The following is a 13142-nucleotide window of genomic DNA, read 5'->3' on the forward strand; positions in this document are numbered from 1 at the left end:
GATGGATAGCTACAAAAATTAAAAAACCGGCACCAGGATGGTGCCGGATAATAAAATACTTTTTTACAATATCTAAAATATTAAATATTATTTCAAAGTGTCCGCTTTCTGTAACAAGGTGTCCGTATATGAACGTGTAGCCGCCTCCGATACATACACTTCGATCATGGCATTGGTAGGACGGCGCGGCGCCAGGAATGAATCTACCATTGTATAGTGTTTCTTCAGTTCATCACGCAGGGCAAACGGAAAGAAATTGTTTAAAGAAGGAGCATACTCGTAAAGTACCACATCATAGTGCCGTTGCTGCACTTTTTCAGTGAACGTGGCCAATTGCCGATTGAACATGGCTACTCCCAGATGATACCAGAGCGGGTAGTCGGGGCCCGTTTCGAGTTTAAACGGCATTGCCACCGCCAGTGGAGTCAGCTCCGTCATATTCAGCACTTTAATGTGATCCTTTTTCTGCTGTACTACCGGTAATGCCAGTACGCGATCTATACCTTCCACTGTCTGAGGAGGCATATATATATGATGAAACACCGGCAGTTTGGAAAATATCCATTTGGACACAGGCACATCTGAACTGTCAGCTTCGATCATATAGTTGCGGCGGGATACTACATTTTCGTGATGTGTATCGTTGGGCGCATAGACAACTTCTTTGTCCGGAAACAGCCGGTCTGCGTATCTGCCTACATACTTCCACCAGGTACCGGACCACCAGAACAATACCAGTGCAGTAGCCAGTAATACTGACCTGCCCGTGTTAAGCGGTATTGACAGCAATTGACATAACCAGCTGGCAATGAAAGCAAAAGCAAAACTGTGGAAGAAAATATTGTTGTCCGGTGGCGTGTAGCTGGTGACCTGAAAGATAGCCGCTTCCCCAAGGATACCAATAGTGAGCAGGGCAAACAATACATCCCTGCGCTGGTGTATCCAGGTACCCCATTGTTTAACGCCGGCTGCCAGGCAAAACACTGCCAGCAAAACATACACCTTGATCCAGTTGGAATTGCCCATGATCTCTTCGGTAAAATCGTTTACAGCCAACCGTGAGTTGTGCGGTGCCTGTCCGTGATTAAACCAATACGCAAAACCCGGCATCAGTGGCAGGATAAAGACCGCAGCGATCAGGCCAAAGAAGCCTATAAAAGCAGCTATATCCGACCAGCGCCTGGTTTCCAGCGAGTTATAAACGAGCAACGCCAGACACAGCATCAGTGCCATACCACCGCCGTCCTGTTTGGTAAAGATCGACAGAAATAAAAACAGAGCGGCCAGCGCCATATAAACATAACGGAATACCCGTTTCTCTGAGAAGAAGGAACGGAGCAAAAAACTTATTCCCACCAGCTCATAAACAATCACCGTATGATTGTACCAGGGCCAGAAATTGAAGAAAGAATAAGACATGACAAAGACCAGTACAGAGAGCAGCCGTATCCCCGGTGTTACCCCAAGGCTCCTGAGGATAGAACGGAAAGACAACCCCGCAATGATATTGATAAATACCTGCGCCTTCACCAGGGTCACCATCTGTGGACCAAACAGCTTAAAGAACAGGGCTGGTATAATCCAGAATCCATAGCCCAAAGGAGTTCCGAAGTCTTTATAGGGTACCTGTCCGGAAGATAACCGGTAGGCACCTTCCCATGACAGGAAGATATTAACACGGTAAGGGAAGGTTACAAATAACGGCACAAGTGCCAGGGCCACAATGATAATAATTTCTAAAAACGCCCACCTGCGGGCATTAGGAGACAAACTTGACATAGACGATCTGTTATAATGATGCAGGCCCTGACGTATAGGTGTTATGGCCAGCTGTCATTTATTTTCTGAAAGGTTTGTATTCGGGGTGTTGAGCCAGGGCGAGCATTGGCTTGTCGCCTTCGCTGTCGCCGTAGGCGTATATTTCCGTATAGTCGTGGAGGTTAAACTGCTCCCTGATCCGGTTCACCTTCTCAGGTCCGTTGCAGTTGTTTCCCTGCAGGTTACCTGTCAACCGCTGGTCTGTTATCTCCAGCCGGCTGGCGATACAGCCGATGTCCTGCACCTCGCACCAGGGAGCTACCCAATTTTCTACAGAGGCAGAAACCACCACCACCCGGTTTCCCTGTTGCTGGTGCTGTCGTATAGCTGCCAGCGCCTGATCTCTTACCAGTAACGGTAACCTGTCTGTACAAAAACGCCTGCAACCTTCTTCGAATTCCTGTTGAGATATGTTCCCGAAATAATACCGCAATACTCTTTCCTTCATCTCCTGCGCAGCGATCCTTTTCAGCTTAAAACCGATCAGTGCTGGTAGCAGTCGCACCATTCCCCCATAAAGGGCTATACTTCCCTTCTGAAAACGGATCACTTCCCAAAGGGTATCCTTACGGGTGATAGTCCCATCAAAATCAAAGAATGCGATGCCGCTCACAGTTTAAGTTTTTTGAAAATACCTTCTGGTATCATTTTGATAATCAACATAATATATTTCCAGGGCCATTTTACGTACAGTACGTTCTTGTTGCGTTGTGTGGCTTTAAATACAGCATTGGCCACCAGCTCCGGCTGTGCAGTCAGCAACGGCGGCAGGGTCAGATGTTGGGTCATCCGGGTATTGACAAAGCCCGGCTGAACACTCATCACGTGTACGCCACTACGAAAAAGCCGGTTCCTCAATCCACTCAGGTAAGCAGTAAAACCAGCCTTAGCACTACCATATATATAGTTGCTTTGACGGCCCCGCTCTCCGGCCACAGAACTGATACCAATGATCATTCCCTTTCTGCGGGCTTCGTAGCTTTCCGCTACTACATTTAGTATAGATACGGCACCGGTATAGTTACTATGTATGATAGTTGCAGCTTCCTGCCAGTCACGCTGGGCTTGTTCCTGATCACCCAGGTACCCGAAGGCACAAACGGTGATATCGGGCTGGGTTGGTAAACCAGCAAAGAAAGCAGCATGCGTACTATAGTTGGTAGCATCAAAATCATGGATGGTAGCGGTGATCCCGTAACGGACCTGCAGGTCCTGCTGCAAAGGCTGCAGAGCGGCAGCCTTGCGGGCAGCCAGTTGTATGTCGTAATGGGCAGCGGCAAACTTCCGGGCTATGGCCACGGCCATATCGGAACCTGCGCCTAAAAGGAGTACTGTCGGCATCGGAGGTGTTTCGTTAATAAGGGATATTATTATTTTGTCAGTAATAATCTTTCGGATTGTAGCGACTCAAAACGTTTACCGGAGTTGTAGGTCTTTACAATATCGGCAAAACGATTGGCGTTGGGGTAACTCTTCCAGAAAACGTCCTGTTTCATACGGGCGTCTTTGGACAGATATAAACGGCCTCCATACTGCAATACAATTTCATCCAGTTCATCCAGGAATTCAAAAAGGCCTTTCCGCACCGGAAAATCCAGCGCCAGGGTATATCCCTCCATAGGGAAAGAAATCAGGGAATCCTGATGGCCAAACACTTTCAACACGGCCAGGAATGAGCCCCATCCCTTTTCACTGATACGCTGCAGAATAGCTACCAGACCGGCTTTTTGCTCCAGCGGCAGTACAAACTGATATTGTACAAAACCAGCCTTACCATAACCACGGTTCCAGTGCAGGATAGCGTCCAGCGGGTAAAAGAACGGCTCATAGGGCACCACATTATTGATTTCCTTTTTGAAGTTCTTACCGTAGTAGAGCCAGTTAAAGGCTTTTACTGTGAAAGTATTAAGAATGAATGAGGGTAGATTAAAAGGTACTGTCAGTCGGGGCTTTGCCGGCAATTTCAGGGGGGCCTCCTGTTGTTTGGGGTTAAGGTCCGCTTTGGTGGCATGTTCTCCTACGATCAGGATGCTGCGGCCAAAGGAGTCACCTTTCTGCAGACAGTCGATCCATGCCATGGAATACGTATAGTGCTTGTATTCGTCAAACAGCCGGATCACCTCTTCCAGGTTGCGGGCCTTCAGTTGCTTTTGTTTGATATAGGCTGTCTCAATTTTTTTGAGGTCAAACTTCACGCGGGTGATCACACCGGTGAGGCCCATGCCTCCACAGGTGGCCCAAAACAGGTCGGTATGCCGCTCCTGGGAACAGGTAACGGTTTCACCATCGCCAGTGATGACATCCATCTCTGTGATGTGACCGGAGAAGGCACCATCCACATGGTGATTTTTACCATGTACGTCGGAAGCTACTGCTCCGCCAACAGTGATAAATTTAGTCCCGGGTGTTACCGGCAGGAACCAGCCCTTGGGAACAATAATGTCCAGTATCTGATCCAGTGTTACACCGGCCTGTGTCTCGAGGAAACCATTTTGCTCGTCAAAAGAAAGGATCTTGTCGTACTTCAGCATGGATATACTATGCTTTCCCAGGGAAGCATCTCCATAACAACGACCATTTCCACGGGCAATCAGTTGACGATTGGACACAACAAATTCCCGGAGTTGCTGCTCCTGCGTAAACGCATTTTCCTCAGATGTAATAGTGGGGTAATTTCCCCAGTTAGCTAACCGCTTTTGCATTATTCAAAAAAAACTTTATTAGTGGGCCAATAAATCAGCACATAAAAACTCAGCACCCACAGGAGTATGGTTAATTGAATAAAACGGTCTTTATATAGGATCTTGGTGGGAGAACCAGTATTGTTCTCCACGTAGGTTATTTGCAAATATCGTAATAATCCGCCAATTACAAAAAGCGTCGTGTAATAAAGGCGGTAGGTATGAAAACGTACCTGCGTTTCCGGTGCCATGGTATACATCAGATAACATACAATGATCACAGCTGATACCAGCGACAGGATCACATTCAGAAAGTCCAGGTTATACCCTTTGGCAGCTTTGCGCATTTCCTGGCCCGATTGCATCTTGATAAGTACATCATCCCTTCTTTTGGCGATAGCCATAAACAAGGCGAGCAGAAAAATCATCACCATCAACCATTCAGACATCGCTATGTTACCGGCGATACCGCCGGCTTTTACGCGCAATACAAAACCAATCGCCAGAATAATGATATCGAGAATGGATATATGTTTTAAGCCAAAACAATACAACAGGTTCATTACAAAATAAATCCCCAGTACAAAAAGGAATTTAAGTCCCACCAAATATCCCAGGCCGGCGCCAGCCAGTATACACAGCGCAAAGAGGAGTAGCGCTGCTGGTTTGGAAATCTCTCCTGAGGCCAGCGGACGTTTACATTTCTCAGGGTGTTTGCGGTCTGCTTCTATATCCTGATAATCATTGATGATGTAAATACTACTGGCAGTAATGCTGAATGCCATAAACGCCAGTAACAACTCAAGTAGCTTTTCGGGTTTAAAAATTTCTCCGGCAAAAAACAGCGGGATTAGTAGGAAAGTATTTTTTGCCCAGTGTTTGGGGCGGAGCAATTTGATATACTTCATGGGGACTCAAAAGTTGACGCGGCCAAGTTACAATAAACTGAACTGTGGTGTATGTGATTTCTTATGATTTTTCTGATATAGGGGCAATAAAAAATGTCCCACCATGACAGTGAGACATTTTTTTATTGTAACAGATTGATTGTACGGTGTTGATTAAGCAGCCTTGGATTTCAGCTGTGCCTGCGTTACTACGGCAGGTTTCAGTTTGATGATACCTACCAGATTCAGCAGCTTCATTACCTGATAGCTAGGATCCAGCTCATACCATTTTTTGGCGAAGTTAGGACTATCCTTGAATTTGTGGTGGTTATTCTGAAACAATTCACCCATCAGGATAATACCCCAGGGAGAAGTGTTTTTAGACTGGTCTCCGTTATCGAAATTGCTGTAGCCATATTTATGACCGCACCAGTTAACGACAGCGCCTTGTACAGGTCCCATCAGGAAGTGGATAGGCAACAGCAGGTACAGGTACCACATGCCGGTAGGAACAAATACTACGTAAAACGTAATATAGAGGGCCATCCATGCCAAACGGGTGATATTGCTGTCCCCGAATTTATCCATGGCATCCCACTCTGGTAATGGTTCCTGTGTAAACACCGGATCTACAGTGCTTGTACGGTTCACAAAACCGTTATATATTTTACGGGTCTGTACCATCATGGTCCACACGTCTTTAAAGAAATGCGGGGAATGCGGGTCTTTCTCGGTATCACTGAACTCATGGTGCATGCGGTGCATTACGCCATAGGCTCTCGGGATCAGGTAAGAAGATCCCTGGAAGAACCAGGTACTGAAATAAAAGAAACGCTCCCAGAATTTATTAGTGGTATACATCTGGTGAGATGCATAACGATGTAGATAGAATGTGTGGAAAAACAAGGAAAAGAACCAATGCACACAGAAGAATATCAGTATCGCCGTCATTAGATTGCTTTAAAAATTGACAAATAATCTTTCAAAGATATGCTAAATCCCTGTAACTCACACTATTTTGCCGTTCGGTATAGTGAATGAAATGTTAAAAAAAATTCCAATTTTATTTTTTGCGGACATATCTTAACTCCAACAGGTTCATTCCGTTATTGTAAAATCCTTTTATACCGGGCTGTACCAATCTTACCACCTCGTCATAAAACAGGGGTACTACCGGCGCATCAGCTATAATCCGGCGGTCCATTTCCTGGTATAGGGTGTACCGGAGACTGTCGTTATTTTCTTCCAATGCCTGTTCATATAGTTTATCAAAGGCTGCATTGGCATAGCGGGTGTAGTTGGGAGGTGCAGGATTACGGCCGTAAAACATGGCCAGGTAACTTTCTGCGTCCGGATAGTCGGCAATCCAGCTACCCCTGAAAAAGAGCGCCTGTGATTTGGCCGTCTGTTCCAGCAGCAGACTTTTCTGTACTACCTCTACCTGTATACGAATACCGATTTCCTGCAACTGGTTGGCTACATAGTCCGCCATGTCTGCATAGATAGGAATAGACATCAGGCGTATCTGCGGCAATCCCTTTCCTCCGGGATAACCGGCTTCCTGTAACAGCTGCCGGGCCATGGCCGGGTTATACGTGTATCCCTTTACTTTAGTGGTATCAAATGAAGGCAGTCCTGCCGGCACAAAGCCGGATATAGCAGGTATACCTTTCCCATTACGCAGGTAGGTGATCATTTTCGTACGGTCTATACCGTAGTTGATGGCCTGACGGATCTTTTTCAGCCTGGTGGGTGAGCCTTTCACCAGTGTATTGGAGCTATCTACCAGGAAGCCCAGATACTCTACGTTGAGGAATGGCTTTTTGTCGAGCACCATCTTACCTTTCCATTCCGACTTCAGCTGCCCCTGCTTAGTCAGTACCTCATCTTTAAAGGAGGCATCAATATCATTAATGAAGTCGATCTGCCCCTGGCGGAATAGCAGGAATTCGGAAGCTTTGCTGTCCAGAAAGCTGATCTGTACCGCATCCAGATAGGGTAACCGGTGACCACTGCTGTCTTTCTCAAAATAATGCGGATTACGGTGCAGCACCAGGCTCTGGCCTTCATCCCAGAAAAAAAAGCTGAAAGGGCCGGTACCACAGGGATGATTACGGAAGTCCTTACCATACTTCTCAACAGCCTCATGAGGCACTATCGAACAATACTGCATACTGAGGATGCCTAGTATAGGATGAAAAGGTCTTACCAGGGTAAGTTCAAAAGTAGAATCATTGAGTGCCCGGAATCCACCGTCTGCAATGCGGCTGTTAAATATCCAGGCCCCGGGCGAAGCCGTGGCAGGGTCAGTAATGCGGTTCAGACTGTATACCACATCCTGTGCGGTCATCCGCCTGCCTTTGCCTCCAGGGAAAATATCGCTGTCGTGAAAAAACACGTCGGTCCGCAGATCAAAGGTATAGGTGCGGTGGTCGGGAGATACCCGCCATTGTTTGGCCAGGGAAGGCTGAATAGTGAGATTGGTGTCTGGCGCTACCAGTGTATTATACAACTGGCTTACCGCCCATATAACCGCCTGACTTTTGGCAAAGGCCGGATCGAGGCTGCTGATCCCTTCTGTTTGATTGTACCGGAATACCTGCTTATCGTGATTCTCCGGATTGCCACAGGCACCCAGCAACAGGCTGCTCACCGCGCCCAGACATATAATGGTTCTAACCACTTGACAATAACAACTTTTCATTTGGCGGTAAAATAATATCTTTCCGGATAAAATCGATTAATATTTGTGTATTGCATACCTATGTTTTGCAATACCTTTCCGTAAAATCTATTAACAAGTTATGTATCGCATTCCCATGTTTTGTATGGCCCTGCTGGTGAGCTTCACTGTCAGCGCCCAGCAACACTTCACCAAAGCGGATACCCTTCGTGGCACCATCACTCCCGAAAGAGCCTGGTGGGATGTTACCTCTTATGACCTGCATGTACACGTCAACATGGATGACAGCACCTTCAGTGGTTTTAATACTATCACGTACAAGGTCCTGAAGCCCGATTCCACTATGCAGATAGATCTGCAGGAGCCGATGGTCATCGATAGTATCCTGCAGGATAAACAATCCCTCTCCTTTACCCGTGATGGCAATGCATGGTTTGTAAAGATGAAGGCTCCACAGGTGAAAGACAAGAGCAAACACATCACGGTATTCTACAGTGGCAAACCGAGGAAAGCCAAAAATGCGCCCTGGGACGGCGGTGTTGTATGGACCCGTGATACACAGGGACGTCCCTGGATGGCTACTGCCGTACAAGGACTTGGCGCCAGTGTCTGGTGGCCCAACAAAGACCACCAGAGTGATGAACCGGATAATATGACCATCAATGTAACCGTTCCTGCTGAACTTACCGATGTGTCTAACGGAAGACTGAAGAAAAAAACAGATAACCCTGACGGCACCGTCACTTATACCTGGTATGTCAGCAACCCGATCAACAACTACGATGTAGCCCTGAACGTCGGCCACTATACTGAAATAAAAGATAGTTATTCCGGTGAAGGCGGCAAACTGGATCTGAGCTACTGGGTGCTGGACTACAACGTAGACAAAGCCAAAGAACATTTTACAGTGGTAAAACCCATGCTGAAGTGTTTTGAATACTGGTTTGGTAAATACCCTTTTTATAAAGACTCGTACAAACTGGTGGAATCACCTTACCTGGGTATGGAACACCAAAGTGCTGTTGCATATGGCAACAAATTCCAGATGGGTTATATGGGCCGTGACCTTTCCGGCACAGGCTGGGGCTTGAAATGGGATTTTCTCGTTATACATGAAAGCGGCCATGAATGGTTTGGTAATAGCATTACCAGTAAAGACATTGCCGATATGTGGATTCATGAGTCTTTTACCAACTACTCCGAAAGCCTGTTCACCGAATGCCAGTACGGCCTGAAAGCTGCCAATGAGTATGTGATAGGTACCCGTAAGAACATCAAAAATGATATTCCCATCATCGGGCCCTATGGCGTTAATACCGAAGGCAGCGGCGATATGTACTACAAAGGAGGCAATATGCTCCATACCATCCGGCAGATTATGAACAATGACGAAGCTTTCCGTCAGATGCTGAGAGGATTAAACAAAACCTTCTACCACCAGACAGTAACTACCCAGGAAATAGAGCGATATATGAGCAATGCCGTTGGCTTTGACCTTGGACGTGTGTTTGAGCAATACCTGCGTGATACCACCATTCCTACACTGGAATACCGCATCGTTGGCCAGCAGGTACAATACCGCTGGGTAACGGATGTGAAAGACTTCAATATGCCGGTAAAAGTTAAACTCAACGAAAGCGGCTATAAGCTGATCTATCCGGGTACCAGCTGGCGTACAGCCAGTATCAGCCTGCCTGATCCCAATCAGTTTGAAGTGGACAAGAACTTCTATATTAATGTAAGAAAGAGAGCTGCAACAGACAACAAACCATAACGGTGATGAATTCTGATAATTCTGATGTTCCTGATAAGCGAAGATCTACAGATAATAATAAAACAAAGAACCCATTGATGTAATATCAATGGGTTCTTTGCTTAAGTCTTCGCCTATCAGGAACATCAGAATTATCAGAATTCATCACCGTTAGTGTTTTAGCAACTTAAATGCATGCCCGCTGCTATCATTCAGGAAGCCGTATGCAGACCATAAAACGGCCAGTGGTTCTATGCTGCGACTCATTTCGATTTTACCTACGTCAGCGATATCGTACCAGCCGATTTCGTTAAGCAGGTTAATAACGGTTTGTTTGGCTTCCTGCTGGTTGCCGGCAATAAACATGGTGGGGGAACCTTCTTTAAAATTGGGAGACAGCATATGCTGGTAACCTATACAACTGAGTGCTTTCACTACATTAGCATCCGGAGGGAGCCATGCTTGTATTTGCTCCCCGGCTGAGTTGGTATGTCCTATGACCAGGTTAAGCCGGCCGTTTTCATCGGGGCCTTTATCATCTACCGGGTTGGTAACATCCACCACCGTCTTTCCTTTAAAGTTCCAGATACCGGCGGCTTCGATGGCTTTTTTAGTGCCGATCCAGCTGGTACAGATGATAATAAGTTCTCCAAATTCCGATGCTTGTCTGAAAGTGCCGGCGGCGGCGTGATCTCCATGTTCCCTTATCCATTGCTGCAAAGCCTCCCGTGAAGGATTGCGGGTACCAATAGTAATCTGGTGGCCTGTTTGGATAAGTCCTTTTCCAAGTGTCAGTCCAACTGGGCCACTGCCAAGGATGCCGATTTTCATGACCGCGGAAGTATTTGGTGAACTATGAAGTTACTGTATTTAAAGATTGGATGACGGGGTTATTTGGTTTATTTAACCTTCCTCCAAATGAAAACAGGCTGTTGCATGCTGAGAGAAAATCTACTTTCCCTCAACATGCAACAGCCATCCATCAAATAATCGAAATATCACATAATCAAATTCCCAAATCTCTCAGGTATCCCAGGAACTTCTGCACACCCTGGCGCTTGGCCGGTGTAATGGGATAACTCAGGTTGTGTACGTAGTAGGTAGTAAGATCGTATACATCGTATGGATTTTCGGCTACTACGGCCGGGATATTTTTGATACCGATACCGGTAGCATCGTTGAATTGTTTTGTAAACTCCGCTGGCAGTGGTTTGTTGCTGATCCATGCTGCAAACACGAAAGGCAGGCTGGTAAAGCGCACCCAGTGCTCTGCCAGGTCATAGATGAAAGGAGATACTTTCCTTTGTGCCAGAGCACGGTCGCCGATGACGAGGCCTGCGTCGGTACCTTTTATTTTATCCTGATAGTCGCCGGTAGTGGCCACCAGTTCAACATCGAGCTTCCAGTATTCCCTGACCAGTATTTTCAGGAGAGCCACAGAAGTACGGCTCTGGTAGTCGAGGTAGATACGTTTTATCTCATTCAGCGGTACTTCGCTATAAAGACAAACAGAGGCCACCGGTCCTTCTGCACCAATACCATAATCTGCGATAATATAATGTTCTTTCAGTTTAGGGATAATAGCTACTGGCACCAGGGCCACATCTACCTCTCCATCTATCAGCTGCTGGGCTATTTTAGAAGGATAATCCACTGACAATTCCATCTGGTCCATTACCGGATGATTCCTGAATCCGTATAACAAAGGCTTCGTATTCAAATAACTTACAGCCGCAACTTTTACTTTCCGTTCCAATTTCAGTAATTTTGAAGCTGCAAAAGTAACTAAATCCCGGATAACAAGTTCCAAATCCAAAATTCCCCCTGGAAGCAGGTGGTGAGGAAGGACTTATTTTCCGACAACCTGGTAAATTGTAATAACTGGAATACATATATTATGCAACTACAACCATTAACTGCCATTTCCCCGCTGGATGGGCGCTATCGCAAGCAACTGGACGAGCTGGCGAATTACTTTTCTGAATTTGCGTTGATCCGTTACCGTGTGATGGTAGAGGTGGAATATTTTATTGCACTGGCAGAACAGAAGCTGTTTACTTTACCTAAAGCCAAAGTTCCTGCTTTGCGCAAGATCTATCAGGAGTTCACCATCGAACATGCCCAGCTGATCAAAGACACCGAAAAGATCACTAACCACGACGTGAAGGCTGTGGAATACTTCCTGAAAAATGAACTGAAGAACCTGGGCCTGGAAGACAAACTGGAATGGGTGCACTTTGGCCTTACCTCCCAGGATGTAAACAATACCGCTACCCCCCTGCTTTGGAAAGACGCTGTGGAGCATGTATATATGCCTGCACTGGCCAATATGACACTCGCGCTGAAGAAGATGGGAGAATCCTGGATGAAAGTCCCCATGCTGGCACGTACGCACGGACAGCCTGCTTCTCCTACCATTCTGGGTAAGGAAATACTGGTATTTGTAGAAAGACTGGAAGGTCAGATCAAACTGCTGGGTGATATTCCGTTTGCTGCCAAGTTTGGTGGTGCTACCGGTAACTTCAACGCACACTATGTAGCTTTCCCTAAAATCAACTGGGAAAAATTCGGGGAGAAGTTTGTAAACAATACCCTGGGGCTGCAAAGAATGAAGTATACCACACAGATTGAACATTACGATAACATCGCTGCCCAGTTTGATACCCTCAAAAGAATCAACAATGTGCTGATGGACTTCTGCCGCGACGTGTGGACATACATCTCCATGGATTATTTCAAACAGAAGATCAAAAAGAATGAAGTAGGTTCTTCTGCGATGCCACACAAGGTGAACCCGATTGACTTCGAAAATGCCGAAGGTAACCTGGGCCTTGCCAATGCACTGTTTGAGCACCTGAGCGCCAAACTGCCTGTTTCCCGTTTACAACGTGACCTCACCGATTCTACCGTACTCCGTAACATCGGTGTTCCGTTCGGGCATACACTGCTGGCCACCAAGTCTATTCAAAAAGGTCTCGAAAAACTGATCCTCAATGAAGCCAAGCTGAAGGAAGATCTGGAAAACAACTGGGCCGTAGTAGCAGAAGCTATACAGACCGTATTACGCCGTGAAAACTACCCACAGCCATATGAAGCCCTGAAAGAGCTGACCCGTGGCGGTGAACAGATCACCCAGAAGAGCATGCATAAATTCATCGATGGACTGAAAATCAGTGCAGCACTGAAAAAGGAACTGAAAGCCATTACGCCGCATAACTATACCGGCCTGTGGTCGATGTAAAAATATTCAGGGCTATTTTGAACGGCATCAGCTGATCAAAATAGCCCTGAAAAATATGACTCTCGAAAGCGTAAGACAG

Annotated in this window: 11 protein-coding genes; 2 read left to right on the plus strand and 9 right to left on the minus strand. The window is 46.4% G+C overall.

Annotation, left to right across the window (positions count from 1 at the left end; genetic code table 11):
* Positions 1-87 precede the first annotated feature (87 nt).
* The 7 genes from DF182_RS29400 to DF182_RS29430 form a co-directional block, all read right to left on the minus strand.
* Positions 88-1779 (minus strand): hypothetical protein, encoded by a 1692-nt coding sequence (locus DF182_RS29400; RefSeq protein ID WP_113619324.1) that lies wholly within the window; start codon positions 1777-1779, stop codon positions 88-90.
* 58 nt (positions 1780-1837) lie between these two features.
* On the minus strand, positions 1838-2431 hold the full coding sequence (locus tag DF182_RS29405; protein ID WP_113619325.1) for an HAD family hydrolase: 594 nt from the start codon (positions 2429-2431) through the stop codon (positions 1838-1840).
* Positions 2428-3159 (minus strand): SDR family oxidoreductase, encoded by a 732-nt coding sequence (locus DF182_RS29410; protein ID WP_113619326.1) that lies wholly within the window; start codon positions 3157-3159, stop codon positions 2428-2430. The genes DF182_RS29405 and DF182_RS29410 overlap by 4 nt, the downstream gene beginning before the upstream one ends.
* A 29-nt stretch (positions 3160-3188) precedes the next feature.
* Complete coding sequence (locus DF182_RS29415) at positions 3189-4520, minus strand: FAD-binding oxidoreductase (protein WP_113619327.1); 1332 nt, start codon at positions 4518-4520, stop codon at positions 3189-3191.
* Positions 4520-5407 (minus strand): decaprenyl-phosphate phosphoribosyltransferase, encoded by an 888-nt coding sequence (locus DF182_RS29420; RefSeq protein WP_113619328.1) that lies wholly within the window; start codon positions 5405-5407, stop codon positions 4520-4522. The genes DF182_RS29415 and DF182_RS29420 overlap by 1 nt, the downstream gene beginning before the upstream one ends.
* Positions 5408-5560: 153 nt before the next feature.
* A complete protein-coding gene (locus tag DF182_RS29425) occupies positions 5561-6337 on the minus strand; it encodes an acyl-CoA desaturase (protein ID WP_113619329.1) in 777 nt (258 codons plus the stop codon).
* A gap of 112 nt (positions 6338-6449) precedes the next feature.
* Entirely contained in the window at positions 6450-8069 is a 1620-nt protein-coding gene (locus DF182_RS29430; protein WP_245957590.1) for an ABC transporter substrate-binding protein, read from the minus strand.
* 121 nt (positions 8070-8190) lie between these two features.
* Between DF182_RS29430 and DF182_RS29435 the strand changes: the two genes are divergently transcribed.
* The gene (locus DF182_RS29435) at positions 8191-9843 is read left to right on the plus strand and encodes a M1 family metallopeptidase (RefSeq protein WP_113619331.1); all 1653 of its coding nucleotides are present in this window, start codon (positions 8191-8193) and stop codon (positions 9841-9843) included.
* A 150-nt stretch (positions 9844-9993) separates the two neighbouring features.
* Here the strand turns inward: DF182_RS29435 and DF182_RS29440 are convergent, their stop codons facing one another.
* Positions 9994-10653, minus strand: a complete 660-nt coding sequence (locus DF182_RS29440) for an NADPH-dependent F420 reductase (RefSeq protein ID WP_113619332.1) — start codon at positions 10651-10653, stop codon at positions 9994-9996.
* Positions 10654-10828: 175 nt separating this feature from the next.
* Positions 10829-11578 (minus strand): menaquinone biosynthetic enzyme MqnA/MqnD family protein, encoded by a 750-nt coding sequence (locus DF182_RS29445; RefSeq protein ID WP_113619763.1) that lies wholly within the window; start codon positions 11576-11578, stop codon positions 10829-10831.
* Between the two features lie 141 nt (positions 11579-11719).
* Here DF182_RS29445 and purB point away from each other — a divergent pair, with 141 nt between their 5' ends.
* The gene (gene purB / locus DF182_RS29450; RefSeq protein ID WP_113619764.1) at positions 11720-13063 is read left to right on the plus strand and encodes an adenylosuccinate lyase; all 1344 of its coding nucleotides are present in this window, start codon (positions 11720-11722) and stop codon (positions 13061-13063) included.
* Positions 13064-13142 lie beyond the last annotated feature (79 nt).

The sequence above is a fragment of the Chitinophaga flava genome (assembly GCF_003308995.1).
Classification (GTDB): Bacteria; Bacteroidota; Bacteroidia; order Chitinophagales; family Chitinophagaceae; genus Chitinophaga; species Chitinophaga flava.

Bases quoted from the DNA above. Each gene is read 5' to 3' on its own strand.
- DF182_RS29400 (WP_113619324.1), bottom strand. From the start codon at position 1,779: ATGTCAAGTTTGTCTCCTAATGCCCGCAGGTGGGCGTTTTTAGAAATT.
- DF182_RS29410 (WP_113619326.1), bottom strand. From the start codon at position 3,159: ATGCCGACAGTACTCCTTTTAGGCGCAGGTTCCGATATGGCCGTGGCC.
- DF182_RS29415 (WP_113619327.1), bottom strand. From the start codon at position 4,520: ATGCAAAAGCGGTTAGCTAACTGGGGAAATTACCCCACTATTACATCT.
- DF182_RS29420 (WP_113619328.1), bottom strand. From the start codon at position 5,407: ATGAAGTATATCAAATTGCTCCGCCCCAAACACTGGGCAAAAAATACT.
- DF182_RS29425 (WP_113619329.1), bottom strand. From the start codon at position 6,337: ATGACGGCGATACTGATATTCTTCTGTGTGCATTGGTTCTTTTCCTTG.
- DF182_RS29435 (WP_113619331.1), top strand. From the start codon at position 8,191: ATGTATCGCATTCCCATGTTTTGTATGGCCCTGCTGGTGAGCTTCACT.
- DF182_RS29440 (WP_113619332.1), bottom strand. From the start codon at position 10,653: ATGAAAATCGGCATCCTTGGCAGTGGCCCAGTTGGACTGACACTTGGA.
- purB (WP_113619764.1), top strand. From the start codon at position 11,720: ATGCAACTACAACCATTAACTGCCATTTCCCCGCTGGATGGGCGCTAT.